This window comes from Vibrio sp. 1457 (assembly GCF_033340195.1).
GTDB lineage: Bacteria > Pseudomonadota > Gammaproteobacteria > Enterobacterales > Vibrionaceae > Vibrio > Vibrio alginolyticus.
Window position 1 is genome coordinate 54910 of record NZ_JAWOWA010000021.1, and the last position, 26679, is coordinate 81588.

Annotated in this window: 28 protein-coding genes; 12 read left to right on the forward strand and 16 right to left on the reverse strand. The window is 47.1% G+C overall.

The annotated features are described in order from the left end of the window. Nucleotides 1–8: 8 nt before the first annotated feature. The gene (gene ilvG, locus R7Z41_RS18645) at nucleotides 9–1655 is read right to left on the reverse strand and encodes an acetolactate synthase 2 catalytic subunit (protein WP_005378960.1); all 1647 of its coding nucleotides are present in this window, start codon (nucleotides 1653–1655) and stop codon (nucleotides 9–11) included. A gap of 465 nt (nucleotides 1656–2120) precedes the next feature. Between ilvG and R7Z41_RS18650 the strand changes: the two genes are divergently transcribed. Then, nucleotides 2121–3644 carry a YifB family Mg chelatase-like AAA ATPase gene (locus R7Z41_RS18650; RefSeq protein WP_005383862.1) on the forward strand — a complete coding sequence of 508 codons (1524 nt, stop codon included), beginning with the start codon at nucleotides 2121–2123 and terminating at the stop codon, nucleotides 3642–3644. Nucleotides 3645–3702: 58 nt separating this feature from the next. Here R7Z41_RS18650 and R7Z41_RS18655 read toward each other — a convergent pair whose 3' ends face one another. Next, nucleotides 3703–4659, reverse strand: a complete 957-nt coding sequence (locus R7Z41_RS18655) for a DUF2860 domain-containing protein (RefSeq protein WP_005379034.1) — start codon at nucleotides 4657–4659, stop codon at nucleotides 3703–3705. A 149-nt stretch (nucleotides 4660–4808) separates the two neighbouring features. Between R7Z41_RS18655 and R7Z41_RS18660 the strand changes: the two genes are divergently transcribed. Beyond that, complete coding sequence (locus R7Z41_RS18660) at nucleotides 4809–5687, forward strand: acyltransferase (protein ID WP_065274973.1); 879 nt, start codon at nucleotides 4809–4811, stop codon at nucleotides 5685–5687. Between the two features lie 46 nt (nucleotides 5688–5733). Here R7Z41_RS18660 and R7Z41_RS18665 read toward each other — a convergent pair whose 3' ends face one another. From R7Z41_RS18665 to R7Z41_RS18685, 5 genes are all read right to left on the reverse strand, one after another. Beyond that, nucleotides 5734–6336: a thiol:disulfide interchange protein DsbA/DsbL gene (locus R7Z41_RS18665; RefSeq protein ID WP_005379036.1), complete on the reverse strand. Its 603-nt coding sequence runs from the start codon at nucleotides 6334–6336 to the stop codon at nucleotides 5734–5736. A 34-nt stretch (nucleotides 6337–6370) separates the two neighbouring features. Next, nucleotides 6371–7357: a serine/threonine protein kinase gene (locus R7Z41_RS18670; RefSeq protein ID WP_065275093.1), complete on the reverse strand. Its 987-nt coding sequence runs from the start codon at nucleotides 7355–7357 to the stop codon at nucleotides 6371–6373. 53 nt (nucleotides 7358–7410) lie between these two features. Next, a complete protein-coding gene (ccoG, locus tag R7Z41_RS18675; protein ID WP_005379038.1) occupies nucleotides 7411–8832 on the reverse strand; it encodes a cytochrome c oxidase accessory protein CcoG in 1422 nt (473 codons plus the stop codon). 308 nt (nucleotides 8833–9140) lie between these two features. After that, nucleotides 9141–9407 carry a YihD family protein gene (locus R7Z41_RS18680; protein WP_005379040.1) on the reverse strand — a complete coding sequence of 89 codons (267 nt, stop codon included), beginning with the start codon at nucleotides 9405–9407 and terminating at the stop codon, nucleotides 9141–9143. Nucleotides 9408–9573: 166 nt separating this feature from the next. Continuing rightward, entirely contained in the window at nucleotides 9574–9741 is a 168-nt protein-coding gene (locus tag R7Z41_RS18685) for a hypothetical protein (RefSeq protein WP_005379043.1), read from the reverse strand. A 296-nt stretch (nucleotides 9742–10037) separates the two neighbouring features. Here R7Z41_RS18685 and R7Z41_RS18690 point away from each other — a divergent pair, with 296 nt between their 5' ends. Both R7Z41_RS18690 and trhA read left to right on the forward strand, forming a co-directional pair. After that, a complete protein-coding gene (locus R7Z41_RS18690; protein ID WP_031781056.1) occupies nucleotides 10038–10844 on the forward strand; it encodes a sporulation protein in 807 nt (268 codons plus the stop codon). Nucleotides 10845–10914: 70 nt separating this feature from the next. Further along, nucleotides 10915–11568 carry a PAQR family membrane homeostasis protein TrhA gene (gene trhA, locus R7Z41_RS18695; protein WP_005379047.1) on the forward strand — a complete coding sequence of 218 codons (654 nt, stop codon included), beginning with the start codon at nucleotides 10915–10917 and terminating at the stop codon, nucleotides 11566–11568. Between the two features lie 33 nt (nucleotides 11569–11601). On the opposite strand, the gene R7Z41_RS18700 is transcribed toward trhA, so the two are convergent. The 6 genes from R7Z41_RS18700 to def form a co-directional block, all read right to left on the reverse strand. Next, entirely contained in the window at nucleotides 11602–12186 is a 585-nt protein-coding gene (locus R7Z41_RS18700) for a DUF3157 family protein (protein WP_005379050.1), read from the reverse strand. Nucleotides 12187–12212: 26 nt separating this feature from the next. Next, the gene (locus tag R7Z41_RS18705) at nucleotides 12213–13658 is read right to left on the reverse strand and encodes a TrkH family potassium uptake protein (protein ID WP_006742925.1); all 1446 of its coding nucleotides are present in this window, start codon (nucleotides 13656–13658) and stop codon (nucleotides 12213–12215) included. A 9-nt stretch (nucleotides 13659–13667) separates the two neighbouring features. Then, on the reverse strand, nucleotides 13668–15044 hold the full coding sequence (gene trkA / locus R7Z41_RS18710; protein WP_005379062.1) for a Trk system potassium transporter TrkA: 1377 nt from the start codon (nucleotides 15042–15044) through the stop codon (nucleotides 13668–13670). A gap of 63 nt (nucleotides 15045–15107) precedes the next feature. After that, on the reverse strand, nucleotides 15108–16391 hold the full coding sequence (gene rsmB, locus R7Z41_RS18715) for a 16S rRNA (cytosine(967)-C(5))-methyltransferase RsmB (RefSeq protein ID WP_025628789.1): 1284 nt from the start codon (nucleotides 16389–16391) through the stop codon (nucleotides 15108–15110). An 80-nt stretch (nucleotides 16392–16471) separates the two neighbouring features. Further along, nucleotides 16472–17419 (reverse strand): methionyl-tRNA formyltransferase, encoded by a 948-nt coding sequence (gene fmt / locus R7Z41_RS18720; RefSeq protein ID WP_005379066.1) that lies wholly within the window; start codon nucleotides 17417–17419, stop codon nucleotides 16472–16474. A gap of 33 nt (nucleotides 17420–17452) precedes the next feature. Then, nucleotides 17453–17971 carry a peptide deformylase gene (def, locus tag R7Z41_RS18725; RefSeq protein ID WP_005379068.1) on the reverse strand — a complete coding sequence of 173 codons (519 nt, stop codon included), beginning with the start codon at nucleotides 17969–17971 and terminating at the stop codon, nucleotides 17453–17455. 138 nt (nucleotides 17972–18109) lie between these two features. Here def and R7Z41_RS18730 point away from each other — a divergent pair, with 138 nt between their 5' ends. The 4 genes from R7Z41_RS18730 (at nucleotide 18110) to R7Z41_RS18745 (ending at nucleotide 21425) form a co-directional block, all read left to right on the forward strand. Continuing rightward, nucleotides 18110–19204, forward strand: coding sequence for a LysM peptidoglycan-binding domain-containing protein (locus tag R7Z41_RS18730; protein WP_017821578.1), 1095 nt, complete (start codon nucleotides 18110–18112; stop codon nucleotides 19202–19204). Next, nucleotides 19188–20297, forward strand: coding sequence for a DNA-processing protein DprA (dprA, locus tag R7Z41_RS18735; RefSeq protein WP_042523881.1), 1110 nt, complete (start codon nucleotides 19188–19190; stop codon nucleotides 20295–20297). The genes R7Z41_RS18730 and dprA overlap by 17 nt, the downstream gene beginning before the upstream one ends. 2 nt (nucleotides 20298–20299) lie before the next feature. After that, nucleotides 20300–20779: a DUF494 family protein gene (locus tag R7Z41_RS18740; RefSeq protein WP_005379074.1), complete on the forward strand. Its 480-nt coding sequence runs from the start codon at nucleotides 20300–20302 to the stop codon at nucleotides 20777–20779. 76 nt (nucleotides 20780–20855) lie between these two features. Beyond that, the gene (locus R7Z41_RS18745) at nucleotides 20856–21425 is read left to right on the forward strand and encodes a type I DNA topoisomerase (RefSeq protein ID WP_017821580.1); all 570 of its coding nucleotides are present in this window, start codon (nucleotides 20856–20858) and stop codon (nucleotides 21423–21425) included. Between the two features lie 66 nt (nucleotides 21426–21491). On the opposite strand, the gene R7Z41_RS18750 is transcribed toward R7Z41_RS18745, so the two are convergent. Beyond that, entirely contained in the window at nucleotides 21492–22625 is a 1134-nt protein-coding gene (locus R7Z41_RS18750; protein WP_186584568.1) for a 5-(carboxyamino)imidazole ribonucleotide synthase, read from the reverse strand. A gap of 4 nt (nucleotides 22626–22629) precedes the next feature. Further along, the gene (purE, locus tag R7Z41_RS18755; RefSeq protein ID WP_005379082.1) at nucleotides 22630–23115 is read right to left on the reverse strand and encodes a 5-(carboxyamino)imidazole ribonucleotide mutase; all 486 of its coding nucleotides are present in this window, start codon (nucleotides 23113–23115) and stop codon (nucleotides 22630–22632) included. A 199-nt stretch (nucleotides 23116–23314) separates the two neighbouring features. Between purE and R7Z41_RS18760 the strand changes: the two genes are divergently transcribed. The 4 genes from R7Z41_RS18760 to R7Z41_RS18775 all read left to right on the forward strand — a co-directional run bounded on the left by R7Z41_RS18760 (nucleotide 23315) and on the right by R7Z41_RS18775 (nucleotide 26039). After that, nucleotides 23315–23872, forward strand: a complete 558-nt coding sequence (locus tag R7Z41_RS18760; protein ID WP_005379084.1) for an L-threonylcarbamoyladenylate synthase — start codon at nucleotides 23315–23317, stop codon at nucleotides 23870–23872. Nucleotides 23873–23919: 47 nt separating this feature from the next. Then, on the forward strand, nucleotides 23920–24837 hold the full coding sequence (gene hemF / locus R7Z41_RS18765; RefSeq protein ID WP_064368877.1) for an oxygen-dependent coproporphyrinogen oxidase: 918 nt from the start codon (nucleotides 23920–23922) through the stop codon (nucleotides 24835–24837). Nucleotides 24838–24938: 101 nt separating this feature from the next. Beyond that, a complete protein-coding gene (gene aroE / locus R7Z41_RS18770; protein ID WP_005379088.1) occupies nucleotides 24939–25772 on the forward strand; it encodes a shikimate dehydrogenase in 834 nt (277 codons plus the stop codon). A 3-nt stretch (nucleotides 25773–25775) separates the two neighbouring features. Next, complete coding sequence (locus R7Z41_RS18775; protein ID WP_005379090.1) at nucleotides 25776–26039, forward strand: DUF1488 domain-containing protein; 264 nt, start codon at nucleotides 25776–25778, stop codon at nucleotides 26037–26039. 7 nt (nucleotides 26040–26046) lie between these two features. Here the strand turns inward: R7Z41_RS18775 and R7Z41_RS18780 are convergent, their stop codons facing one another. Then, nucleotides 26047–26595 (reverse strand): gamma carbonic anhydrase family protein, encoded by a 549-nt coding sequence (locus R7Z41_RS18780; protein WP_158157070.1) that lies wholly within the window; start codon nucleotides 26593–26595, stop codon nucleotides 26047–26049. Nucleotides 26596–26679 lie beyond the last annotated feature (84 nt).

The window sequence follows — 26679 nt, forward strand, 5'->3', positions numbered from 1 at the left end:
ATTGTCTCCTATGTATTTTCCAACATATCACTGTTTGATGCGCCAGGTGGCACCAATGGCCACACGTTTTCTTCTTCATCAATCAAAACGTGAAGCATGTAAGAAGTTTCACTCGCTAGCATCTCTTTGAGAGCAGGTTCGACTTCTTCTTTCTTGGTGATGGTTTTGCCCGGGATATCGAATGCTTTTGCTAACATCACGAAATCTGGGTTGTCATCAAGAATGGTTTCACTGTGGCGACCGTCAAAGAACAATGACTGCCATTGGCGAACCATGCCAAGACGTTGGTTATTAAGAAGGACAATCTTCACTGGAATCTGACGACGCTTCAGCGTGCCCAATTCCTGAACGTTCATCATAAATGAACCGTCACCTGTAATAAGGATAGACTGATCATCAGGACGTGCGACTGCAGCGCCCATCGCTGCTGGCAAGCCAAAGCCCATGGTGCCAAGGCCAGCAGAAGTGATAAAATTTTGTGGTTCGCGTGGCTGGATATGTTGCGCTGCCCACATCTGATGCTGACCGACGTCGGTCGAGACAATTGAGCTATCTGGCATCATGTCAGACAGTTGTTTAAGCAATAGCGGTGCGTAGATTAACTCGCCTGGGTGGTCGTAACGCCACTTAAAGCCGCTGCGCAGACTTTCACTGTGATGAACCCACGGTGAGATATCTTGAGTCAGCTCTAGCTGAGGAAGAATGGTGTTGATGTCGCCACGTAATGGTGCGTTGGCGTGGCGCAGTTTATGAATCTCCGCAGCATCAATGTCGATGTGAATCACTTTCGCATTTGGTGCAAACGTATCGAGCTTACCCGTCACACGGTCATCAAAACGCGCGCCAACCACGATCAATAGATCGGCTTCTTGAACCACTAGGTTGGCGGCTTTGGTGCCATGCATACCCAACATACCAAGATAGTGAGGATCATGGCGTTCAATGGTACCGAGGCCTTTTAATGTGCTAACTGCAGGCATTGGGTTTAAGCGAAGAAATTCGCGTACTGCATCGGTTGCTTTCGCAAGTTGCACGCCACCACCAACATACAACACTGGGCGAGTAGATGCTGCCAGCACATCTTGCGCACGTTTGATATCTTCAGCGCTGACATCTTCGATTGCTGGTGCTATGTATGGAGGAAGAAGGTCTGTAGGTGCTTGAGCGAGTTGAACGTCTTTGGCGATATCGACAATGACAGGACCCGGACGACCGGTTTTTGCGACCTCAAAGGCTTCGGCAAGTGTCGGAGCTAGATCTTCAATTTCGGTCACGAGATAGCTGTGCTTAGTACAGGCTAGGGACATTCCGATCACATCCATTTCTTGGAATGCATCGGTACCGATATGAGAGCTAGCAACCTGGCCTGTGATGGCAACTAGAGGTACGGAGTCAAGGAAAGCGTCGGCAAGGCCGGTAACAAGGTTAGTGGCTCCTGGGCCAGAAGTTGCCATGCACACAGCAACGTCTTGAGTGGAACGAGCCATCCCGATAGCTGCCATAGCGGCCCCTTGCTCGTGACGGCATAGGATGTGTTCCACCCCACCGTCATACAAAGCATCATAGATTGGCATGATGGCCCCGCCGGGGTAGCCAAAAACGGTTTCGATGCCTTGCTGTCTTAAAGCGGCTACGACAAGTTGTGCACCAGTCATCGTAAACCTCCTTTGCTACGTTGTGGCTCGTAGCGATTGCCATATTTATTGCACTTCATGTGCACTCCCATTCTTCCCGTTAAACTGTCCGAGGGTTAGACAGATGACAACTTGTAGTTGTAAAAAAACCCCCGGACTTTTCAGTGCGGGGGTTTTTTGTAATTTGTGGTTACCTTTCGCCCACAATACCCCGCGCGGTGCCAATAATGACCACGATAATCAGGGCTAGCAGTGCGTTGATATGAGCGAAAAGGTTCATCTGTCTGTCGTTCTTTTTTCGTTAAAAAATGTTGTGTAATGTTCTACGAAATTGTTTGCGTCATTAGTGGTATCACACAATTCCGCTGCATGACAAGCAAAAAGTCATTCTTTTTTCACATTAACTCTCAATTGGGACGCGGTATATAACATAACCAACTAGATAAAACATTTGTTTACAGAGTGTTCAAAAAAATTGAGGAACGTATGGGGCTGGCAATCATTCATAGTCGAGCAAGCGTCGGGGTGCAAGCGCCATCGGTTAGTGTAGAAGTTCATATCAGCAACGGCATGCCAGGGTTTACCTTAGTAGGCTTGCCAGAGACAACGGTAAAAGAGTCCAAAGATCGCGTACGCAGTGCGATCATTAATTCTAACTTTCAATTTCCTGCTAAGCGGATCACCGTGAACTTGGCTCCGGCAGATCTACCCAAGGAGGGAGGGCGTTTTGATCTTCCTATTGCATTGGGAATTTTGGCCGCTTCGGAGCAAATCGCGACAGATAAGCTCAAAAACTACGAATTTGTTGGTGAGTTAGCGTTATCTGGTGGTCTGAGACCTGTAAAAGGTGTGCTGCCTGCTGCGCTGGAAGCCAGTAAGATTCAACGTCATTTGGTCGTCCCACATGTGAATGGCGATCAGGCGGCGCTGGTGGGGAAGGAACAACATAAATCGGCCCAATCATTACTGGAAGTATGTGCCGAGCTTTGTGGTCAACATCGACTGAATCTTTTTCAAACGCCTAAGCGAAAAACGATCGAAAAACATGGTCGAGACTTACAAGATATTATTGGCCAACAACAAGGTAAGCGAGCACTGGAGATTGCTGCCGCTGGAAACCACAACTTACTTTTTCTTGGCCCGCCAGGTACTGGAAAAACGATGTTGGCTTCGCGTTTGTGTGACTTATTACCGGAAATGAGTGACGAAGAAGCAATGGAAACCGCTTCGGTGGCATCGTTGACTCAGAGTGAAATTAATGAGCATAACTGGAAGTCGCGTCCGTTTCGTTCTCCGCATCATTCAAGTTCAATGGCGGCATTAGTCGGCGGTGGTTCGGTACCCAGACCAGGGGAGATCTCTTTAGCCCACAACGGGTTATTGTTTCTCGATGAAATGCCCGAATTTGATCGTAAAGTTCTGGACTCGTTACGCGAACCGCTCGAATCTGGCGAGATCATTATCTCTCGAGCGCAAGGTAAAACACGCTTTCCGGCTCGTTTCCAATTAGTTGGAGCATTGAACCCAAGCCCGACAGGATATTACGAAGGCAATCAAGCGCGCACCAATCCACAAGCTATTTTGCGCTACCTTGGTCGATTATCTGGACCACTGTTAGATCGCTTTGATATGTCTTTAGAAATCCCAGCTTTGCCCAAAGGGACATTAGCAGAAGGTGGTGATCGCGGTGAGCCGACTGCTATCGTAAAAGCGCGTGTGAGCCATGCGCGTAACAATATGCTAAACCGCAGTGGTAAGGTCAATGCACTGCTAGGTAGTCGAGAAATTGAGGCGTTTTGTCCCTTGCACAAGAGTGATGCTGAGTTTCTTGAAACCGCTTTGCACCGTTTAGGGCTCTCGATTCGTGCATATCATCGTATTATCAAAGTGGCGCGAACAATCGCCGATCTGGATGGGGCGGAGCAAATTGAACGAACGCACTTGGCCGAGGCGCTTGGGTATCGAGCGATGGACCGTTTACTGAAACAGCTTACGGCGCAAGCGGTATAGAGACATGCAAAATGTCATCGCAACAAGTGTTGTGAGCGCCTTGTTGCGATGAAGGACGTTAGAAGGTGTAGTTGAGACCAAGCGACAATAGGTACTCTTTCTCCTCATAAAACGTGATATTCGAGTCAGTTTGGCTATAGCCGGCTAAAGAAATGAACGACCAGTCTTGCCAGTCAAATACGTTTTGATATTCGTAGGCCGCAAATAGGCTGATGGTGTCGTCATTTCGTGTTTTAGCAAAAGTTTGGCTAGCGGCTTGATAGTCTTTCCATGCGTAACCCGCGGTGAGAGCCAATCGATGGCGATTGATAAATTTAAACCAGCTGATGTCAAACCCGTACGAATCAAATGACTCCGCCTTACCGTCGGCATCTTGATTGATGTAGGTGAAAGCGGGTTGCAACATAGATGTTTGGTTGAGTGGAATGCGATAGTCGCCTTTGACATAGTAAAGGTTAGCATCGCGAGCAAGTGAGCGGTCTGTCACTTCCTCCTGCTCGATGTCTTTATCAGCATAAGCAAGATCAAGGTTGAAGTTCTTATCAATCAACCCTTTGATCTGAAAGCGATACGCATTGCCGTCAACATCCGTCTCTTTACGTGCGGTTCCTACTTGATAAGGGTTGCGCCAAGTTTCGCCTTTGAGTACCGTCGGCAGATAGGAAACATCGAGCACGGTGCCAGATTGTAGCTCGTGTTGATAGCCCAACTGAAAAGCGAGTGTACCTACCGCGACATCTGAGCGTGTGGTACCGGCGTAAACTTGGTGGTTGAGTCGGCTACCAAAGGTGTATGTCACACTCCCTAGCGGTGCAGCGATAACGGAACTGTCACTATCGGCACGCTTATCGAGAGAATCGATGGTGTTACTATTTTCTGTATTGAAATTGGATTCTGATGATATGAATCCGGCATTCAGCGAAATTTCACCGCCAAAACCTGCGGTTTCAGCGAGTTGAGCCTGAGCAGAACTGACGACAAAGGCCAAAGGCAAGAGAAGTAGCCTTGGTTTCATTCGTTATCTCCTTGTTGTCGAATGAGTGGTGCACATATTGGTTGCGGTAACAAATCTGACCATTCCCACGCATGTTCCAATGTGGCAAAGGCGCAGTATAATTACACGCTGTTTTATTCTTCACACATTATTACTGTTGTTTGACTATCATGTTGGCATATTTGTTATTTTTTTTTAACGCTTCTTTTGTGATTCTCAATTCTGCGGTTTGTTCACTCGCAATTTGTGTTATCGCTGTATTTAAAATATTGCTTCCTGGCGTAAAGCTAAAAGCGATAGCGACCGCTTGTGCCAATAAGGTGATGTGGTTATGGGCTACCGTTAATGCGTGCATTCTGGCGGTATCTAACCGTGTTGAGTGGGATGTTCAGGGCGGTGAAGCGCTTAAAAAAGACGGGTGGTATCTGCTGATCAGTAACCATCTCAGTTGGACAGATATTGTTGTGCTTTGCTGCGTGTTTAAAGACCGTATTCCCATGCCGAAGTTTTTTCTCAAGCAACAACTGCTGTATGTGCCTTTCATCGGGATGGCGTGTTGGGCGCTCGACATGCCATTTATGCGTCGCTATTCGCGAGAGTATCTGATCCGCAACCCTCATAAGCGAGGTCAAGATTTAGAGACGACACGTCGCTCGTGCGCTAAATTCAAACACACTCCAACCACAGTGGTTAACTATGTCGAAGGAACCCGATTTACCGAAGAAAAGCAGCGTAAGAGTAAAGCAAACTATCAATATTTGCTGCAACCAAAATCGGGCGGGATTGCGTACACGTTAGCGGCGATGGGGGAACAGTTCGAGAGCATTATCGACGTGACGTTGGCGTACCCAAAAAATACGCATAAACCGTTCAAGGATTTATTGATGGGTCGAATGGGCAAGGTGGTTGTGCGTGTGAATGTGTTACCCGTTGATGAACGAGTGCTCGGTGATTACTTCAACGATAAGCCCTATAAGCGGCAATTTCAGCAATGGCTGGGTGATGTGTGGCAAGAAAAAGATCGGTTACTACAAGAGATTTACAAATAAACAAAAGGGGAGCGACGTGCTCCCCTTTTGATTGATATCGATGTGCTTATTTTAGTGTCAGCAAGTAGTTCACCAGAGAGAAGTACTCATCCATCGTTTTGATGCTTTGTGCTTGAACTAGGTATTTGTTGTTAACGATAACCGCAGGAACGCCGGTTAGACCGCTGTTTTCAAATTGCTTGTCCATACGGCGAACCATTGAATCAACCGCGAAGCCTTTGAATGCAGAATCGAACTTTTTCGCGTCTACACCTTCATCAAGGAAGATTTGACGAAGTTCTTCATCATTACGTGGTGCTTTCTTTAGATTGTGGATGCGGTTAAACATCACTGGCACCATTTTGTCTTCCACTTTTAATGCAACCATCGTTGCGTAGGCTTTGCTCATTGATGGGCCCATGTTGCCACCCATGAAAGAAACGTGGTTTTTTAATAGCTTAGTACCTTCTGGCAACTGTTTTTTCAGTTGCTGGATAACTGGTTCAAAGCTATTACAGTGCGGGCAGTAGAAAGAGAAAAACTCCGTCACAAGAGGTTTTTTTGATGCCTCAAGATCCAATACTTTGTAATGTTCACCTTCTTTGAATTGCGCTGCATGTGCCGACAGGCTTAACATCAGCATAGAAAACAGTGCGAACAGTTTTTTCATCGAAATATCTCCATTTTTGAATTTTTGGCCTGACTTACCATTGAGGCATTAAAGACAGCGGTGCTTCTTCTAAAGCGGCGATCTGCTCTTTAAATGCAAGGACCTGACCTTCCCAGTATTTTGGCTCATTAAACCATGGAAAAGCGAGAGGAAATGCAGGGTCATGCCAACGTTTTGCTAGCCATGCCATATAGTGCACCATTCGTAGACCGCGAAGTGGCTCGATTAGTTTCAATTCTGCAGGATTAAAGTCGCAAAACTCTTGGTAAGCCTCTAAAACAATATCCAACTGCATCAGTTTGTCTTGGCGTTCACCGTTCAGTAGCATCCATAAGTCTTGTACTGCAGGGCCGTTACGAGCGTCATCCAAATCAACAAACATAGGGCCATCTCGCCACAAAATATTGCCTGGGTGGCAATCGCCATGCAAACGAATCATATTGAAGCCTTCTTGCCAGTGGCTTTCAATTGATTTGATCAGCATATCCAAGTCATTGAAGAAGCTGTTCTCCAAGTGCATTGGAATCATATTGGCGTTTTGCAGAATCTCTCTTGGTTGATACAGGTATTCTTGTAAGCCGATCGTAGGGCGATGTTGGAAGGCTTGGCGGTTGCCAACTTTATGGATGCGGCCAAGGAAACGCCCTACACCTTCGAGCTGATCTAAATTGTCAACCTCGTATTGGCGACCACCCACGCTATCAAACAGCGCAAAAGCATAGCCTTGATAGTGATGCAGGGTTTCACCGTTGATGCGCACAGGTGGTGCGATGGGGATCTCATTGCCAATCAGCTCTAAAGTAAAGTCGTGCTCCTCTTGGATCTGTTCATTGCTCCAACGTTCAGGACGGTAAAACTTGACGACATAACGACGACGCTCTTCGTCAGTAAATTGATAAACACGGTTTTCGTAGCTATTGAGGGGAAGAAAGCCTGATTCTGCGCGAACGCCGATGCTTTCTAACGCGTACCACATAAAATCTGGGGTAAGGGCGTCAAAGTTAAACATACTTTGGGACATATAAACAAAAAGGCTCATTACTGAGCCTTTTTCCGTTAGTCACTGAAGTAGCGCTATAGTTTTTTAATAAAACGGCTTTCTACTTCAATAGTGAATTCGTTGCTCTTATCGGTGAGTATAAACTGAATTGTCGTAATCGCAGAGTTTAGCTTGTCAGGATCGGCACCAAGACTCATTGGCAGGTTCAATACCTCACCTGGCTGGACCTGAATTGTCTGCTTACCATACCAGCTTACATCGGATAGCCCTTCAACATCCAACGAGTACTCTTGCACTTGCTGAGTTTTGTTGATCACCTTGAGGGTGTAGGTGTTTTCTACTTCTCCCGAGCTATTAACGCGGAACAGTTGGTTACGGTCGCGAATAACACTCATGCCTGCTGGGTCTACCGCTGCAATTTGGGCAAAGAAAAGACCGACCATGACGAGTAGTACGGCACCATAGCCTAGCAGCTTCGGACGCATGACTTTGGTACTCTTACCCGATAAGCGATGCTCGGTGGTGTAACTAATTAGGCCTTTCTCGTAGCCCATGCGATCCATGGTGTTGTCACACGCATCAATACAGGCGCCACAGTTGATACATTCATACTGCAAGCCGTCACGAATATCGATACCTGTTGGGCACACCTGCACACACAAATCACAATCAATACAATCACCCAAACCAAGTTGCTTTGGATCGGCTTTACGCGGACGTGGGCCACGTTTTTCCCCACGTTTTGCATCGTAGCCAACGATGAAGGTGTCTTTATCAAACATGGCAGACTGGAAGCGCGCGTAAGGACACATGTGAATACACATGATGGAACGCATCCAACCAGCATTACCATAAGTACAAATGGCAAAGAACATTACCCAAAAGACGGGCCAGAAGTTGGCGTTAAAGGTGAAAAAGTCGATAACCAATTGCTTCATTGGTACGAAGTAGCCAACAAAAGTAAAACCAGTGGCGAGTGCAATAGCAAACCAAGCTATATGTTTGACGGCTTTACGCATCGCTAAATTCGCCGTCAGCTTATTGGAGTCTTGTTTACGGCGTTTATTGGCACTACCTTCGAGCTTCTCTTCAAACCAGATATACATGAAGGTCCAGACGGTTTGTGGGCAGAGATAGCCACACCAAACCCGACCTAAGAAGGTGGTAATAAAGAACAACCCAAACGCCGCGATCACAAACAGCAAGGCGAGTAGGGTAAGATCTTGTGGGTACAGTGTGGTACCGAAAAAGTTGAACTGCTGGTTGCCAATATCAAGCAAGATCGCTTGACGTTCACCGTAAGGAATCCACGGTATCAAAGCGAAGAGAAGTAGTAAGAACCAACCACCGTAACGACGCAGTTTCTGGTAAGTTCCTTTACTTTCGCGTACATAGATGCGATTACTTGGGTTAAACCGATCCCCGTTTCCTTTGTGGGTTTTGGGATTATAGGTTTTAGGAGTCACATCTTTGATATCGATCTTGTCCTGACTCATGCACTCATCCTTCTTAGGCTTTTATAATGTACGGCGTCATTTCTATTGATGTCGCTCGATGACATTGCTGCTCGTTCCGTCATAAAGATGACCGAACATAATTATTTTAGTAAATACTGATGAACGGCGATTATACAATCAATAACAATTCCGTTTCTTTAACGCAGTCAATGTTTAACAACAAAAATCAGTACAGTTAACCTGATAATTGGCTGAACAGTTATAACCAATTGTGGGACTAAAAACTTTGGTTATAAAAAAGCGACTCACAGAGAGAGTCGCTTAAAGAATACTGGCTGTTGAGCTAGTTATTTGATGATGCCACGAGCGCGTAGGATCGCCGTTTTAAAATCGTCCTCTTGGTCTTTTTTGAGTCCAGGGATCATTTCATCTTTGCTGCTATTACGCATTTTAAGGTGGTAGATCAGTACATCGTCGGTCAGATCTTCTAGCTTTCCTTTATAGCCTGCTTCTTTTGCCAGCTTAACGATGAACTGCAAGAGGTTCAGCTCTTGATCTTTATGCCATTCAGGCTCTAGTAGCTCAAGCAGCTCTTCAATGCGATGACACTTCATTTCTTTCTCCACAGAATTTATAGGTGTAATTAGCAGTAAAGGTACCAAATTGCTTTGCTAAGACCAAATAGGAAAAACGATCTCTTTCACCGTGGTTTGTTCTAAGTCTTTGAAGTTTTATGAGTAGCGCGCAAAGAAAAAAGCGCAGCTGGCGCCGCGCTTTTGATTAAGCTGCTTTGATAACTTTGGCCGGAACACTCGACATCATTGCTGTCTTCTCAACCAATGTCATTGCTGGCGCAACTTGCTTTGCCTTTGGTGCAGTAGTAAAGCCACTGCGGCGGCGCATTGCACTAGTATTAGTGTGTGCGAACCTGACTGTTGTTGGGCGCATTAATTTACCTAACTGTCAGGCATATCCATTGCCGATGTAATGGCCTGAATCATTATGAGCTAGGCTCCAACAAGATTGAAGAATCACTCTTCTGGCTCTCGCCAATCCAGTTAATGAGTCAGGAATACCGATATGCATGCATATCAAGTGTAAGATTAGCATCCTTGTAATAATTGGTCGATAGTTGAGCAATTGAATTGTTTAGATTTTGTCATTTTGTCGCGATGTTCGAGGCAATTTTTGTTTGATCCCACGATCAGCAGTAGTAGTATGAGATCTCGATGAAGGAGGTGCCTATGTCATTTTTGAAGAAGACACTTGCCAGTTTTGGGATTGGGAGCGCGAAGGTCGACTCAATCTTAAACCAAGACGTGCTATACCCAGGTCAAAGTGTGGATGTGTCGATCCATGTATATGGTGGTGCGACTGAACAAGCGATCGACAACATTGATTTAAAACTCTGTTGCCGCTACATCGCAGAAGCCCCTGATGACCGTGGTGCGCGAGAAGGACACAGCATGCGCCGAGTACCTCAAACTCATGTGCTTGCTAAGTGGAGTCTCCCTTACGCATTTACCATCCATTCCGGCGAAGAGCGTACCTTCGATGTTAAGCTCGATGTGCCTTGGAACACGCCTATCACCATTGGTGATGCCAAAGTATGGTTAGAAACCGGCTTAGACGTTGCCGCTGCTTTGGATCCGACTGATAAAGACATCCTCACCGTTCGACCTGATCCACTGATGGATGCGGTACTATCTGCATTTGAAGCGCAAGGTTTACGAATTCGCCAGGTGGAATGCGAGGAAGTGAAAGGATTCGATCTACCATTTGTGCAAGAGTTTGAACTGGTGCCAACCGACGGACCTTACCACGGCGTGTGGCGCGAATTAGAATTTGTTGCCCACCGCAGTGAGCAAGAGCTCAAGTTGTGGTTTGAAGTTGACCGCACACGCAAGGGGCAAGGTGGCATGCTCGCGAGCTTACTGGGTAGTGGCAAACTCAAGCGAGAGCTGACCATTCCTGCCACGACTAAGCCAGATCAAGTTGGCGAACTGGTACTCAATTATCTCGATCAAACTACTGCCGTTCATGAGTCTTAATTTAAGCTTACACGTGTAAGCCTAATGTGCCATACTAGAGCAAATTTCAAACTCTAGTATAGGCGCATTGATGTCCGAGCTGCAGAAACCTCAATACAGTCAACGTGAAGAACTGGCCAATACCATCACCCACGGTATAGGGATGATTTTTGGTATTGTTGGCTTGATACTGCTGTTAGTTAAAGCCATAGACCATCAAGCTGACACTTTAACGCTTACCAGTATGGCGATTTATGGTGCGAGTATTATCGTGCTATTTTTGGCCTCGACGCTCTATCATGCGATCCCTCATCCCAAAGCGAAACGTTGGCTAAAAACCTTCGACCACTGTGCTATTTATCTTTTGATAGCAGGCAGCTATACCCCTTTCTTGTTAGTCAGCTTAAGAACACCTCTAGCATTTGGGTTGATGATCGTTATTTGGAGCATTGCGTTGATCGGCATCATCATGAAAGTTGCGTTCGTCTATCGATTTAAAAAGCTTTCTTTGATGACGTATTTGGTGATGGGATGGTTATCGCTGATTGTGATTTATCAATTAGCTATTAACTTGGATGTCGGCGGACTTACACTGCTTGCTGCTGGTGGAATTGTGTATTCACTAGGGGTAATTTTCTACGTCGCGAAGCGCATTCCCTTTAACCATGCGATCTGGCACGGCTTTGTTTTGGCTGGCTGCGTGTGCCATTTCTTTGCGATTTATTACTTTGTTGAGCCTATCTAGCCGATAGGCTCAACAAAGAATATTAAACACGTATTAGCGAGTTTTTACCTCTAGCACTTTGGCAGAAAACTGGTATTGCTGTGATTGCGGTACAGCCAATTTAATGCTCTTACCTTGTTCCGCTTGCTGTGGTCGCAGGTAGGTATCCGCCATGCGCTTGATGGATTGCCAAACCGTCACGTTTTCTTTTGCCAGTTGCTGACCAGACATATCAAACACTTGCACCTCAACTTCCACTTGAATGACAGATTGAGAGCTTTGGTTAGTGATTGATGTAGGTAAAATAAGCTCACCGCTTTGATAGCTTGCTGAACCAATCAATACATCCACACCTGAATCTGATAGCTGCATGGTTGGCTTTTTGGCGTTTACCACCACGGTCGTGCCAACGGTTTTCGTTACCACAGGAATTGTCGCAATCGCAGGAGCTGCGATTGTTTCAACTACGCTTGCTGTTGTTTGTGTCTCCGTCGCTTGCTGCGCCGGTTTTTTCATGACGTACTCCCAGGTAAAGTCATCGTTCAACTTCACTTCTCGACCATCGGCTAAAGTGATGACCTCGGCGGCGTATGTGGATGAGGCGGCAAGTAGGGTCGCCAGAGTAATCCATGTTTTCATTGTTATACCTTTTAATTAGAGTCTGCTTAGCGGCGCCAAAACGCAGGGAAGAACAGTACAAGAATAGTCAGAATTTCCAAGCGGCCCATTAACATGCCAAAGCTCAGGAGCCACTTGGCGGTATCTGGCAGAGGCGCGAAGTTACCCGTCGGTCCAATCACGCTTCCCATACCTGGGCCGACGTTGGCTACCGCAGTGATGGCACCAGAGATGCTAGTGATGGGGTCTAAACCCAGTGCACTCAAGCAACCCGCGATAAAGATGATGGTGATAAAGAACATCAAGCCAAACGCGACCACCGAGCGAACAATGTCATCATTCACTGGGCGTTGGTTGTAGCGCTGTACAAACACACCTGAAGGGTGAATCAATTTCATCATCTGTTTGTTCAGCAGTGTCATTGCGATTTGGAAACGGAAGATTTTGATCCCACCAGACGTTGACCCCGAACATGCGCCCGCCATCATTAAGAAGGCAAAAAGAGTTGTGGGTAATGCGCCCCACGCGGTGAAGTCCTCTAAGCCAAAGCCGGTTGTGGTGACGACAGAGACGATATTAAACATCGACACTCGTAGCGCATCCAAAATGGTGTATCCATCTCGAATCACTAACCAGGCTGAAATCACTAAGCTTGAGAACACGAACAGGTACGCGAATCCTCGAACTTGAGCGTCGTTAACTAACACATCAATACGGCGTTTACGTAACGCGGCGATGAAGAGCAAAAATGGCAAGCCACCTAAGAACATAAAGGTAGTGGCCACCCAGTGTGCGCCATTAGAGAAGTGGTTCATCGACCCGTCGGATGTAGAGTATCCGCCCGTTGATAGCGTGGTAAAGGCGTGATTGATCGCTTCAAACAGGTTCATGCCGGTGACCAAGTAGCCCACAATGCATAAGCCAGTAAGCATCAAATAAACCGCTACGATGTTTTTGGCGACCGTTTTTGCTCTCGGGCTACTTTTATCCGACCAATCGGATGATTCGGTTTGGAATAGCTTCATACCACCGACATTCAGCATAGGTAGCACTGCTACCGCCATCACGATAAAACCAATGCCACCAAGCCACTGTAAAATAGAGCGCCACAACAATATGCTCGGCGCCATGTTGTCTAGGCCACTGAGCACCGTTGAGCCCGTCGTGGTGATACCCGACATCGTTTCGAAGTAGGCGTCGGTGAAGCTGATGTGGTTGATAAACACAAATGGCAAGGCGGCAAACGCACTCGCGATGGTCCAAACCAAACTGGTGATGAGGAACATATCGCGTACGCTGAGTTTGAACTTGGCGGTTCGACCTATCGTTAGGCAGATGAAGGCGGCAAGGTGCGTGATCACAACGGCTTGGGCGAAATCGAGGAATCCCCCCGTACCGGTAAAGAAAGCGACCAAAGTCGGCACGTACATAAACAGGGCCAGTTTGGATAAAACCAGCCCGATAACAAACAGTACGGGACGTAAGTTGACCATAGGAAAATCCTAGAGGAAGAATGGACTCGGCTGGAATAGCGCTTCGACGTCTGATACGTATTTTTTGTTGACCAGGAACATCACCACATGGTCATCCTGCTCGATGACCGTACGGTCGTGGGCAATAAGAACTTCTTCGCCACGAACGATAGCACCAATGGTGGTCCCAGGTGGAAGCTTTATATCTCCAATCGCACGTCCAACCACTTTAGATGTACTTTCATCACCGTGAGCGACGGCTTCAATCGCTTCCGCAGCACCGCGGCGAAGTGAGGACACGTTTACGATATCAGCGCGACGAACGTGCGTTAGCAAGGCGGAAATGGTCGCTTGCTGTGGTGAGATTGCTACATCAATTACGCCGCCTTGTACCAGGTCTACATAAGCGCCACGTTGGATCAGCACCATCACTTTTTTAGCGCCCATGCGTTTTGCCAACATTGCAGACATGATGTTGGTTTCATCTTCGTTGGTCAGCGCGATGAAAACGTCGACTTGGTCGATGTTCTCTTCCGAGAGAAGCTCTTGGTCTGCCGCATCACCGCAGAACACGATGGTGTTTTCTAGTTGCTCAGAGAGCTTTTCTGCACGCTGGTAGTTACGCTCAATCAGCTTCACGCTGTAAGTTTGCTCTAGGCGTTTAGCCAAGCTTGCGCCGATGTTACCCCCGCCAACAATCATGATGCGGCGGTACGGTTTTTCTAGACGCTGAAGCTCACTCATCACTGAGCGAATATGATTACTTGCTGCAACGAAGAACACTTCATCGTCGGCTTCAATAATCGTGGTGCCTTGTGGGCGAATCGGGCGACCCTGGCGGAAAATAGCCGCCACACGGGTATCGATGTGCGGCATGTGCTCACGCAAAGCAGACAGCGCATTACCCACCAGCGGGCCACCATAGTAGGCTTTCACCGCCACTAGGCTGACTTTCTGTTCAGCAAAGCTCACCACTTGCAGCGCGCCTGGGTATTGGATCAGACGTTCGATGTAGCTCGTGACGAGTTCTTCTGGTGCGATAAGGTGATCAACAGGAATAGCACCAGATTTAAACAGGGCTTCTTTTTCGGCCAGATATTCTGGAGAGCGAATACGCGCAACGCGGTTTGGGGTATTGAATAGAGTGAACGCGACCTGACAGGCGGCCATGTTGGTTTCATCAGTGTTGGTTACTGCGACGAGCATATCGGCGTCTTGCGCGCCAGCTTCGTGTAGCACGTCTGGATGGCTCGCATGGCCATTGACCACTCGTAGGTCGTATTTGTCCTGCAATTCACGCAGTCGGTCGGCATTATTGTCGACGATGGTGATGTCGTTGTTTTCACCCACTAGGTTTTCTGCCAGTGTGCCGCCAACCTGACCTGCACCAAGAATAATGATCTTCATACTCTTTTCTCGTATCTGAAAAAGGCGATTGAAATCACTCCAATCGCCCTATTTAGCATGCTGTTACGCGTGTGTTTTAGTTAGCACTGCGTAGTAGAAACCATCCATATCTTCTTCGCCTGGTAGAATTTGACGACCAGGCTGGTCGGGATCAGAATCCAGCAGTTGCGCATCCGCGGTACGTGCTAAAAACGCTTTTACTTGCTCCACGTTTTCTTGCGGTGTGATTGAACAAGTCGCGTAAACCATGGTGCCGCCGGGCTTCAGTTGCGTCCACATGGCATCAAAAATTTCACTTTGCAGCTCTGCTAATGCGGCGATGTCGTCTGCACGACGTAGCCATTTGATGTCTGGGTGACGACGAATCACGCCAGTCGCAGAACATGGGGCATCCAGCAAAATGCGATCAAATTGCTCGCCTTGCCACCATTCTTGTGGATTACGCGCATCACCGCAAACCACTTTTGCCTGAAGGTTGAGACGCTTCAGGTTTTCATGCACACGTTTCAAGCGTGTGTCGTCGCAGTCAATCGCGACCACTTCACTGCCTGACGTGCGCTCTAGAATGTGCGCCGTCTTGCCACCTGGCGCTGCACAGCAATCTAAAATCAGTTCGCCGTCTTGTGGTTTTAGATAGTTGATCGAGAGCTGCGCCGCCGCATCTTGGACCGAAACCCAACCTTTTTCAAAACCAGGTAGCTTCATCACGTCACATGGTGCGGCCAATTTTATGGCGTCCATTGCTTCTGTGTGTGGCGTGCTATCAATGTTTTCATTTTTGAGCAGCGCAAGGTATTCATCACGAGTGTGGTGTTGATGGTTCACACGCAGCCACATTGGTGCTTTTTGGTTGTTCGCTTCAACAATGCTTTCCCATTGCTGTGGGTAGGCCTCTTGCAGCAGTTTTAGTAACCAGCTTGGGTGACCGTACTTGCCAGCGTTGTTGCTGACGGCCATTTGGTCGAGTTCTTCTTGGTTGCGCTGGTAGTTACGCAATACCGCGTTAATCAAACCACGCAGACGAGGACCTTTCAGCTCTTTAGTGCCTTCAACCGTTTCACCGACAGCTGCGTGCGCAGGAATGCGCATGAAGCTCAGTTGGTAAATACCAACCAGAATTAGGTGATGGAATACACGTTGTTTGCCTTTTAGCGGCTTATCCATCAATTGGTTTGCGATCATTTCTAGGCGAGGTAGGTAACGTAGCGCACCGTAACAGATCTCTTGTAACAGAGCGTGGTCACGAGGTCGTACCGTTTGTTGAGCCGCTGGAAGAGCGCTTGAAAGTGAGTGGCCCTTGTCGACGACAAGATACAGGACGTTAGCAGCCGCAGCGCGAACATTCATGATGAGTACCTTAAAGTAAAGGAGGGCATCTCTGCCCTCTAAAAGTTCGTATAATCGGGGATAATAACCCCTAGTATGGCTTAAACCAGCAGAGTGCCAACTTCAAACCAAGCCGCACGCGAATTCAGAATATCCTGAACTGACATGGCTTTTTTGCCCGGAACTTGCAGTTGCTCTAGCACCAGTACGCCGTTGCCTGTCGCAACATAAATACCGGTTTTATCTGCTTGTACGATGGTGCCGGCTGGCTTGTCACTGGTTTGCTCTGCCACACGGCTTTGCCATACTTTGATGCTGTTTTCTGCCGCCTCAAAGTGGCTCATTGGCCATGGGTTAAATGCACGAACGCAGCGCTCAATGTGCGCCGCATCGTCGTTCCAGTTGATGCGTGCTTCTTCTTTGCTGAGCTTTTTCGCATAGTTCGCTAGCTCATCGTCTTGCTTCACTGGCACTGCTTTACCCGCAGCAATGTCTACTAGGCAGTCAATCAGGGCTTCTGGACCAAGCTCAGCCAATTTTTCGTACATTGAAGCGCTGGTATCTGTCGCTTCGATTGGCAGAGTTGCAATCTTCAGCATATCACCAGTGTCGAGACCGATGTCCATCTGCATGATGGTCACGCCAGTTTCTGCATCGCCCGCCCAAATAGAGCGTTGGATTGGAGCCGCACCACGCCAACGAGGTAGGATAGAACCATGTACGTTGATACAACCCAGTTTAGGTGTATCAAGAACCGCTTGTGGCAGCAGCATACCGTACGCCACGACAACCATGAGGTCGGCGTTCAGATCGGCAAGTTCTTGTTTCGCTTCGTCGGACTTAAAGCTTTCAGGTTGGTAAACCGGGATATTGTGTTCTAGCGCCAGTTGTTTTACCGGTGGCGCAGCCAATTTTTTGCCACGACCCGCTGGACGATCTGGGTTTGTGTAAACCGCGATGACTTCATGCTCCGAAGACAACAACGCCGCCAAGTGACGGGCGGCGAAATCCGGAGTACCTGCAAAGACAATTCGTAAAGACTGACTCAAGGTAGACTTCCTTCTAATTGGTATGGTTCGAGATTAAGCGTTTTGCTGCTTCTCGTTAAAGCGTTTGATTTTCGCTAGCTTGTCCTGAATGCGTTTGCGTTTCAGTGGCGATAGGTAATCCACGAACAGCTTACCTTGTAAGTGATCAAGCTCGTGTTGAACACAAATCGCTAGCAGGTCGTCGGCTTCAAAGGTGAACTCTTTGCCATCACGATCCAGTGCTTTAACGGTAACTTCTGCAGCGCGAGGCACAAGTGCGCGCGCACCTGGTACCGACAGACAGCCTTCTTCGATGCCATCTTCGCCACGCTTTTCCAGAATCTCAGGGTTGATTAGCACCATCGGCTCATCGCGAGTTTCTGAAATATCAATCACTACGATACGTTTGTGGATATCAACCTGCGTTGCAGCAAGGCCAATACCTTCTTCGTCGTACATGGTTTCAATCATGTCATCGACGATTTTTTGAATCTCAGGTGTCACCGCTTCAACAGGCTTTGCGACTGTGCGCAGGCGATCATCCGGGAATGTTAATACTTGTAATACAGACATATTCACTCGAAATATTGAACTGTGCCGAAACAGCACAAACCTTGTTGGCTCAATTCTAGACATTTTATAGCCTAAATGACAGCATCCTTGCACCAATTTCCATTCTGGTTCCTGCTTAATAGACCAAGGACGAGGGTCATGAATCGAATTTTCCGCAACGTTGCCAGTGTTACGTTGCCGTTACTTTTCTCTTTCAACGCTGTAGCAAATGTGGATGCGAACCCACTGACTGTTAAAGATGATGCGCCACAAACATATGTAGTTGTGAAGGGCGATACGCTATGGGATATTTCGGCCATGTACTTAGATAGCCCGTGGTTGTGGCCTCGTTTATGGCAAGTAAACCCGGAAATCGATAACCCTCATTTAATTTATCCCGGTGACAAGCTGTCTTTGGTGTGGATTAACGGTCAGCCCGTGTTGAGCCTAAAACCGGTTAAGAAGCTGAGCCCGAAAGCTCGCATCACAGAAAAGAAAGCCGTACCAACGGTCGCGGAAGGTTTGGTGATGCCTTACCTTAAATCGGATCGGTTGCTAGATAAAGATTCGTTGAACAGAGCAGCAAAAGTGATGGGTAGCAGCAAAGGCAGTAAGTATCTGACTGCAGAAGATGTGCTGTATATCAATGGCAATCAGACCGCGACAGGTTGGGCTATTTACCGACCAGTAGCTACCTTTTCGCGTGACGATGTGTCCGAAGAGATTACCGCGCTGCGTTTGATTGCCAAAGGCGAGCTCGTTGAAGCTTCGAGTGATTATTCAGGTTTGAAGCTTACATCGCAAATGCAAGAAATCCTACGTAACGATATCGCGTTGCCAAATCAATCGGTTGAGAATACTGACTTCACGACTACGTTCTATCCGCTGCCGTCGCCACAAGGCAGTTCTGCAAAGTTGCTAGGTAATATCGAAGGTATTCGCTTTAGTTCAACTAACCAAGTCGTGGTGATTGATAAAGGCACGTCAGACAATCTCAAGCAAGGCAGTGTGTTTGATTTAAAAGAAGACGCGCACCCAGTTTACAAAGACGGCGATGAGTTCAAGAAAGAGTTTGGCGTGCTTGATAAGAAAATTACTTTGCCTCAAAGCAAAGTTGGTGAGTTGCTGGTCATTCGTCCTTATGAGTACTTTAGCTTGGCACTGATCACTAACAGTACGAAACCCATTAACCAAGATATTTCGGTGGTGTCACCGTTGGCGGACGAATTAACCATCGATGAATCGACGAAATAACGATGATCTCGATGCCTGGTTAAAACTGAGTTGTTTACCAGGCATTGGCGGCGTCAAAATGAATAAGCTACTGGCAAGAGACACGCCACGTAACATCGTAAACTTCTCTCCTGAACAGCTACAACAACTTGGGTTAACAACTAAGCAAATTCAAGCTTGGGCTTCAACAGATAAAGAAGTCGATGCTTGTTTAAGTTGGCTTGAGGCTTCTACAAATCATCATATCCTGACACTGACTGACCCGTGTTATCCACCTCAGCTCAAACAAATCGTTGCACCGCCACCTCTACTTTTTGTTCAAGGAAACCCTACTTGTCTTTCTCAGCCACAAATCGCGATGGTTGGAAGTCGAAATGCGAGTATTGATGGATTACAGCATGCACGTCAGTTTGCTGCAGAGTTTGTTCAGCACGATTTTATTGTCACCAGTGGTCTCGCTTTAGGCATTGATGGTCATGCGCATGATGGTGCGTTGCAAGCGGGTGGTAAGACGATTGCGGTGCTAGGATCTGGCTTAGCAAATATTTATCCGGCACGTCATCGTGGTTTAGCGCAACGTGTTATTGAACATGGGGCTTTGGTGTCCGAGTTTCGGCCTAATGCCAAGCCGCGCCCAGAAAACTTCCCGCGTCGTAATCGTATTATTAGTGGATTATCGCTTGGTGTACTGGTCGTCGAGGCGGCGAAAAAGAGCGGCTCGTTAATTACAGCTCGTTACGCGCTTGAGCAAGGTCGAGAAGTATTTGCGCTGCCAGCGTCAATCAATGCCCCCAATGCCTGCGGTGGAAACCAGTTGATACGTCATGGCGCTTGCCTCGTAGAAAAGACGAAAGATGTCTTAGATGAAATACAGTCCTTGCTTGATTGGTCTATTAATCAGAGTACCGATTTATTTTCTACGTTAAATGATGAAGAAGAATTGCCATTTCCTCAGCTGTTAGCTAACGTAGGAAGTGAAGCTACACCGGTTGATATTCTTGCAAACAGGACCAATATACCTGTCCAAGAAGTCATGATGCAGCTCTTAGAGTTAGAACTCTCTGGGCATGTCGTTGCGGTTTCAGGTGGCTATATTCGAAAGGGGAGGGGCTAGCTATGATGATGGATATACTGATGTATCTATTCGAAACCTACATCCATAGCGATGCAGAGTTACAGGTCGAACAAGACGAGTTGGAAGAAGAGTTGCTTCGTGCAGGCTTCCAACAAAAAGATATCTACAAAGCCCTTGTCTGGTTAGAAGAGCTTGCCGCATTGCAGCAAAGTGACACCTCTTCTGCAATCTCGACTTGCATGGCTTCGTCATCAACTCGTATCTACACAGCGAAAGAGATGCAGCGTTTAGATTTGGAATGCCGAGGATTTCTATTGTTTCTCGAGCAAATCAATGTGTTAACCACAGAAACTCGCGAAATGGTGATTGACCGAGTGATGGGATTAGAAACGAGTGAGTTTGAGCTTGAAGATCTCAAATGGATCATTCTGATGGTGCTGTTTAATGTGCCTGGCAACGAAAACGCTTACACGCTAATGGAAGAGCTGTTGTACACCAAGGAACAAGGGATTCTTCACTAACCATCTGGGCAAGTTCGAGTTTAACTAGAATAAACGCGAGCTTGTCTTTTTGTGTGTTTTTCACGAAACGGTAAGTATGAGTAGTAAAATCGACAACACCCTTTTCTCTGCCCATGAACACGCTTTGGAACACGAGCCGTGTCCAAAATGTGGTGGTGAGCTGACTCTCAAGCACGGAAAACATGGCCCATTTCTCGGCTGTAACCATTACCCAAGCTGTGATTACATTAAACCGCTACACAGCAATGATGGTCACATCGTGAAAGAGTTGGGTGTGCCTTGTCCTGAGTGTGGCAATGAGTTGGTTCTCCGCCAAGGGCGCTACGGTATGTTCGTTGGTTGTAGCCATTACCCGGCTTGTCATCATATTGAGTCGATTAATCAACCAGAGCCAGAGGCGCAGTCACAAGAGCAACACGCTTGCCCTGAATGTGGCAAAGGACATTTGGTTGAGCGTAAAACCCGATTTGGCAAAACATTCTACGCGTGTGACAACTACCCTAAATGCAAATTTGCTGTGAACCTTGCTCCGGTCAAGGGGCGATGCGAAGAATGTGGTTTTACTTTGTTGGTGGAGAAGAAACTCGCCAGTGGTGTGAAATTGCAATGTGCCAACCGTAAGTGCCAGCACACCCAACAAGGGTAAATACATCAAAGGAATTAAAAAGGGTCGCATCGTGCGGCCCTTTTTTTATTTTTTTGCTGCCAAACGTTAGTGTTGAGGCTGTTTAGCGAACGCTTGCACGGCTGGGAAAGCTATTGGGTCTAAGATGTCTGCCAGAGCGCACAACCTACGGTGCAATTCTCCTGGGTAGTCGCCACACACGTTGATGTGTCCCATCTTGCGACCTGCACGTTTCTCTTTGCCATACCAATGAATGTGGCAACCATCCATTAATAACAATGCTTCTGGTAGTGTGTCTTCACCAAGAATATTAATCATTGAGGTTTCACGAACCAATTTCGTACTGCCTAATGGTAAGCCGCACACTGCGCGCAGATGGTTTTCAAACTGACACGTTTCTGCACCTTGCTGTGTCCAGTGACCAGAGTTGTGCACGCGTGGAGCAATCTCATTCACTAAAAGTGCCCCATCGACATCAAAGAACTCAAGCGCTAATACGCCAACGTAATCTAGGCTATCTGCGACTGCCGTGAACATTTGCTTTGCTTGTTCCTGTAACCCTGGCGCATCAATCGCAGTAGAAAGACTCAATACACCGTTGGTGTGGACGTTCTCTGCCAGAGGATACACTTCCACACTGCCATCTTTGCTTCGAGCACCAACCAGTGATACTTCGCGGTTAAAAGGAACAAACTCTTCAGCAACAATCGCTTGAGTTGGTGTTGCCGCGATGCACTCCGACATCTCAGTCCAAATGTCGTCGACTTGAGAAGCTTCTTTTAAGCGCCATTGGCCTTTACCATCGTAACCACCTAATGCACTTTTCAGAACCATTGGCATACCAACGTGTTCAATTGCGCGGTCAAAGTCTTCACGAGTTTCAATGACGTAGTATTTCGCGTTGCGCACGCCGGCATCATCAAGCAGTGCTTTTTCAATACGGCGATCACCACCTGCTTTGATGGCTTGCGTACTTGGTAGGAACTTGCCGCTCGCTTCGCAAACCTTGAGCACGTCATGTGGAATATGCTCGAACTCGGCAGTAATCACATCAACTTGCGTAATCGCATTTTCCAAGCCATGGCCAAGTACCTGTTGAGTTAAAGGGTGAACGACATCACCGCTGCTGACATCGTAAGCTGAAATTTGAATATTCAGTGGCGCACCAGCCAGAGACATCATACGAGCCAACTGACCCGCACCAAGAACCAGTACATGCATCTGATTAATCCTCTGCAGGGTTTGGATTTGCGAGAACTGTTTCCGTTTGCTCATTACGGAATGCTTCTACCTTCGCCATGATGTTTTCATCATGAGTGCCTAGGATTTGCGCAGCTAGGATACCGGCGTTTGCTGCGCCCGCTTCGCCAATCGCCAATGTACCAACCGCAATTCCCTTTGGCATCTGTACAATAGAAAGCAGTGAATCCATACCTTTCAGTGCACGAGACTGAACGGGAACCCCAAGCACTGGCAAACTAGTAAACGCCGCCGCCATACCTGGTAGGTGGGCTGCACCACCTGCGCCTGCGATGATAACTTTGATGCCGCGTTCTTTTGCGCCACTAGCGTAGTCAGCCAGTAATTGAGGAGTTCGGTGTGCTGACACGACTTTTGTTTCGTAAGGCACGCCAAATTGGTCTAGCATGTCCGCTGCTAGTTTCATGGTTGGCCAATCGGATTTAGAACCCATGATGATACCGACTTTCATCTCAAACTCCTTTAAGCTGCAAAAATTAGGTGAGCTATAAATTTGTGCGCATTATACGGGGATTTTTATCTCAAGCAAACGTTTGCGTCTTGTTGTTGGCGCTATTGATACATTTTATAAAAAAATTGCTTTAGTGTCTGAGAATGAATATTTGTACACTTAGTGAAAACAACACAGTCAAACAAATAGGAAGTAATCGGTGGATAACTTTGAACAAGTGCTCAACGCACTCAAGCAAGGCGAAGTGATTGCCTATCCAACAGAAGGGGTTTTTGGTGTCGGATGTGATCCAGATAACCCAGAAGCAATTCAAAAGCTATTAGAGCTCAAGCAGCGTCCGGTAGAAAAAGGGCTGATTCTAATCGCGGCAAGTTATGATCAGCTCTTGCCTTATATTGATGAATCTCAGTTGACTGAAGAACAATTACAGACTGTTCATGCCACTTGGCCAGGCCCATACACTTGGATCATGCCAGCGAGCGATAAAGTATCCAACTGGGTTTCAGGGCAGTTTGATTCAATTGCGGTTCGTGTGACTGATCATCCTTTGGTGCAAAAAATGTGTAATGCATTCGGAAAGCCGTTAACCTCTACCAGCGCGAATCTTTCCGGCTTACCACCGTGTATGACCACGGAAGAAGTCGAAGAGCAGTTGGGTGATAAGCTGGTCGCCATTCTTCGTGGCGAGACCAGCGGTCGTGATAAACCCAGCGAGATTCGTGACGCCAAAACTTCACAAATATTAAGACAGGGTTAACCCTGCTAGCCAGCCATCATTAGGTTTCACGTAATAGGTAATAACGTATGTCAGCGATCGATAAGCACGCCGTAAAGCAGTTCTTGATGTCACTTCAGGACTCCATTTGTCAGCAGTTAGAACAAGAAGATGGAAAGGCCGTCTTTGTCGAAGATGCATGGCAACGTGAAAAAGGAGAGCGTCTGGGTGGCGGTGGTCGCTCACGTGTTTTGCGTGATGGCCTTGTTTTCGAGCAGGGAGGCGTGAATTTCTCGCATGTGGAAGGGAAAGAAATGCCAGCATCTGCGACAGCGCATCGCCCAGAGCTAGCGGGTCGTCGTTTTGAAGCGATGGGTGTTTCTTTGGTTATTCACCCTAAAAACCCTTACGTACCGACTTCACACGCCAATGTCCGCTTCTTTATTGCAGAAAAAGATGGCGAAGACCCAATTTGGTGGTTTGGTGGTGGTTTTGACCTAACGCCGTTCTACCCATTTGAAGAAGATTGCCAATCATGGCACGACACTGCAAAACAGCTTTGTGCACCATTTGGTGACGATGTTTACCAAGAGCATAAGGCATGGTGTGACAAATATTTCTTCCTACCACATCGTAATGAAACTCGCGGTGTTGGCGGTTTGTTCTTTGATGATCTAAACCATTGGGAATTTGATAAGTGTTTTGCTTACATCAAAGCAGTCGGTGAAGGCTATTGCCAGGCTTATTTGCCGATCGTTTCTCGTCGTAAAGAGATCGAGTATGGTGAGCGTGAGCGTGAATTCCAACTATATCGTCGCGGCCGTTACGTAGAGTTCAACTTAGTGTATGACCGTGGCACCTTATTTGGTTTACAAAGTGGTGGGCGTACTGAGTCGATTCTGATGTCAATGCCGCCGCTCGCTCGCTGGGAGTACTGCTACGAGCCAGAAGCGGGATCGCCAGAAGCTGAACTTTACGAGCGATACCTAACGCCCCGAGAGTGGTAAGCACGGAATCTCCTTTTCTATATAGATAGATAGTGATAGGGTCATCTGTAATCAGGTGGCCCTGTTTTCTCTATATCTAAGTAAGGAACAAAGGTAAGGAAATGACCCAGCAAATCGATCGCTACGCCGTGTTTGGTAATCCTATCGGACACAGTAAGTCGCCATTCATTCACACCTTGTTTGCTCGTCAAACTAATCAATCTTTGGTGTACACTGCAGAAAGTGCACCTGTTGATGGTTTTATTGACGCGGCGAAGGTGTTTTTTGCTGAAGGTGGCAAGGGGTGCAACATCACTATGCCATTTAAAGAAGATGCTTATCAATTTGCTAGTCGATTGACAGAACGGGCTCAGTTAGCAGGCGCGGTAAATACCCTCAAGAAGTTAGACGATGGTGAAATCATCGGTGACAACACTGATGGTGCAGGTTTAGTGCAAGATCTGCTTCAGCATCAGGTTGTATTGGAAGGCGCGCGAATCCTAATTATTGGTGCTGGTGGTGCAGCTCGTGGTGTTATTAAGCCACTACTTGATCAAAAGCCGACCTCTTTAACCATTACCAACCGTACCTTTAGTAAAGCACAGGAGCTTGCAGAGCTGTTTGTCTCTCACGGTCCTATCCTCGCCAAAGAGATAGCAAGTATTGATGAAGAGTATGATGTCATCATTAACTCCACATCCGCTTCTCTAAGTGGTGAACTGCCGACTATTTCATCCTCCATCTTTGCCGCTAACAGTACAAGCTATGACATGATTTATGGCAAAGGGGTGACGAGCTTTAACTTATGGGCAAAAGAGAATGGTGCCGCTCATGCGTATGACGGTCTTGGAATGTTAGTTGGGCAGGCTGCGGAAAGCTTTATGCTCTGGCGTGGCTTACGTCCTGGTGCCAAACAAATTCTCAGAGAACTAAGAAAGAACCTTGAAGGTCAATAAGCGATGAATCAATCCATCTTATTCCCAGATATTCAATCATGGGATGAAGTATCACAATCGGTAAACTTTTCGGCGCAACAATCAGGCGCACTAATAGAGTGCTTTGTGACGAAACAAAAGTTAGAAAAGCTCAGTGGTTCACTGATTGAAACTGAGCAAGCGGCAATTAAAGTGTTTACTGATTACCGATTCGACCTAGAAGAAATGGCTGAAGAGCTAATAGAAGATGAAGCCTTCAACGAAGAAGGCCATATCATCATCGGTTAACAGGGCTTTAGTTCAAGTCTTTTACTTCATTTAAGTAGTCGTTTTTGTTTTGCACATAGTTGTTGGCAGACTTTTGCAAGAAAGCTCGTTCTTTTTCTGATAGAGGGCGAGCTTGTTTTACTGGGCTTCCAACATATAAGTAGCCACTTTCTAATACTTTCCCAGGTGGCACTAAACTGCCTGCTCCGATCATCACCTCTGACTCAATTACAACAGCATCTAAAACAATAGCTCCCATACCAATCAAAACACGATCGTGGATCTCACAACCGTGCAGCATCACTTTGTGGCCAATCGTAACGTCATTACCAATAATCAATGGGTAGCCGTTTGGGTTTTCGGCGTTCTTATGGGTGACATGCAAAACACTGCCATCTTGAATATTCGTTCGATCACCAATGTGAATGTGGTTTACATCGCCTCGCGCTGCTACCAATGGCCAAATGCTAGAATCATCGCCAATTCGGATATCACCGACTAAAACAGAGGTTGGGTCAACGTAAACACGCTCACCAAGTTCAGGCTTTATACCTTTGTAGCTTCTCATTGAGCTCATCTTTTTTCCTTATTCAGGGCGATTACAGGGTGTATGGAGGTAGAATAGTAGTGAAAACTCGCCTTTTAGAATAAAAAACACCCA

Bases quoted from the DNA above. Each gene is read 5' to 3' on its own strand.
- R7Z41_RS18665 (WP_005379036.1), bottom strand. From the start codon at position 6,336: ATGAAAAAACTGTTCGCACTGTTTTCTATGCTGATGTTAAGCCTGTCG.
- hemF (WP_064368877.1), top strand. From the start codon at position 23,920: ATGTCAGCGATCGATAAGCACGCCGTAAAGCAGTTCTTGATGTCACTT.
- aroE (WP_005379088.1), top strand. From the start codon at position 24,939: ATGACCCAGCAAATCGATCGCTACGCCGTGTTTGGTAATCCTATCGGA.
- rsmB (WP_025628789.1), bottom strand. From the start codon at position 16,391: ATGAATGTTCGCGCTGCGGCTGCTAACGTCCTGTATCTTGTCGTCGAC.
- R7Z41_RS18670 (WP_065275093.1), bottom strand. From the start codon at position 7,357: ATGTCCCAAAGTATGTTTAACTTTGACGCCCTTACCCCAGATTTTATG.
- R7Z41_RS18750 (WP_186584568.1), bottom strand. From the start codon at position 22,625: ATGCATGTACTGGTTCTTGGTGCGGGTCAGTTGGCTCGTATGATGTCT.
- R7Z41_RS18660 (WP_065274973.1), top strand. From the start codon at position 4,809: ATGTTGGCATATTTGTTATTTTTTTTTAACGCTTCTTTTGTGATTCTC.
- ccoG (WP_005379038.1), bottom strand. From the start codon at position 8,832: ATGAGTCAGGACAAGATCGATATCAAAGATGTGACTCCTAAAACCTAT.
- ilvG (WP_005378960.1), bottom strand. From the start codon at position 1,655: ATGACTGGTGCACAACTTGTCGTAGCCGCTTTAAGACAGCAAGGCATC.
- R7Z41_RS18730 (WP_017821578.1), top strand. From the start codon at position 18,110: ATGAATCGAATTTTCCGCAACGTTGCCAGTGTTACGTTGCCGTTACTT.
- R7Z41_RS18680 (WP_005379040.1), bottom strand. From the start codon at position 9,407: ATGAAGTGTCATCGCATTGAAGAGCTGCTTGAGCTACTAGAGCCTGAA.
- R7Z41_RS18700 (WP_005379050.1), bottom strand. From the start codon at position 12,186: ATGAAAACATGGATTACTCTGGCGACCCTACTTGCCGCCTCATCCACA.
- R7Z41_RS18650 (WP_005383862.1), top strand. From the start codon at position 2,121: ATGGGGCTGGCAATCATTCATAGTCGAGCAAGCGTCGGGGTGCAAGCG.
- R7Z41_RS18775 (WP_005379090.1), top strand. From the start codon at position 25,776: ATGAATCAATCCATCTTATTCCCAGATATTCAATCATGGGATGAAGTA.
- R7Z41_RS18685 (WP_005379043.1), bottom strand. From the start codon at position 9,741: ATGCGCCCAACAACAGTCAGGTTCGCACACACTAATACTAGTGCAATG.
- purE (WP_005379082.1), bottom strand. From the start codon at position 23,115: ATGAAAGTCGGTATCATCATGGGTTCTAAATCCGATTGGCCAACCATG.
- R7Z41_RS18690 (WP_031781056.1), top strand. From the start codon at position 10,038: ATGTCATTTTTGAAGAAGACACTTGCCAGTTTTGGGATTGGGAGCGCG.
- R7Z41_RS18740 (WP_005379074.1), top strand. From the start codon at position 20,300: ATGATGATGGATATACTGATGTATCTATTCGAAACCTACATCCATAGC.
- R7Z41_RS18655 (WP_005379034.1), bottom strand. From the start codon at position 4,659: ATGAAACCAAGGCTACTTCTCTTGCCTTTGGCCTTTGTCGTCAGTTCT.
- R7Z41_RS18745 (WP_017821580.1), top strand. From the start codon at position 20,856: ATGAGTAGTAAAATCGACAACACCCTTTTCTCTGCCCATGAACACGCT.
- trhA (WP_005379047.1), top strand. From the start codon at position 10,915: ATGTCCGAGCTGCAGAAACCTCAATACAGTCAACGTGAAGAACTGGCC.
- R7Z41_RS18780 (WP_158157070.1), bottom strand. From the start codon at position 26,595: ATGAGCTCAATGAGAAGCTACAAAGGTATAAAGCCTGAACTTGGTGAG.
- dprA (WP_042523881.1), top strand. From the start codon at position 19,188: ATGAATCGACGAAATAACGATGATCTCGATGCCTGGTTAAAACTGAGT.
- trkA (WP_005379062.1), bottom strand. From the start codon at position 15,044: ATGAAGATCATTATTCTTGGTGCAGGTCAGGTTGGCGGCACACTGGCA.
- R7Z41_RS18705 (WP_006742925.1), bottom strand. From the start codon at position 13,658: ATGGTCAACTTACGTCCCGTACTGTTTGTTATCGGGCTGGTTTTATCC.
- def (WP_005379068.1), bottom strand. From the start codon at position 17,971: ATGTCTGTATTACAAGTATTAACATTCCCGGATGATCGCCTGCGCACA.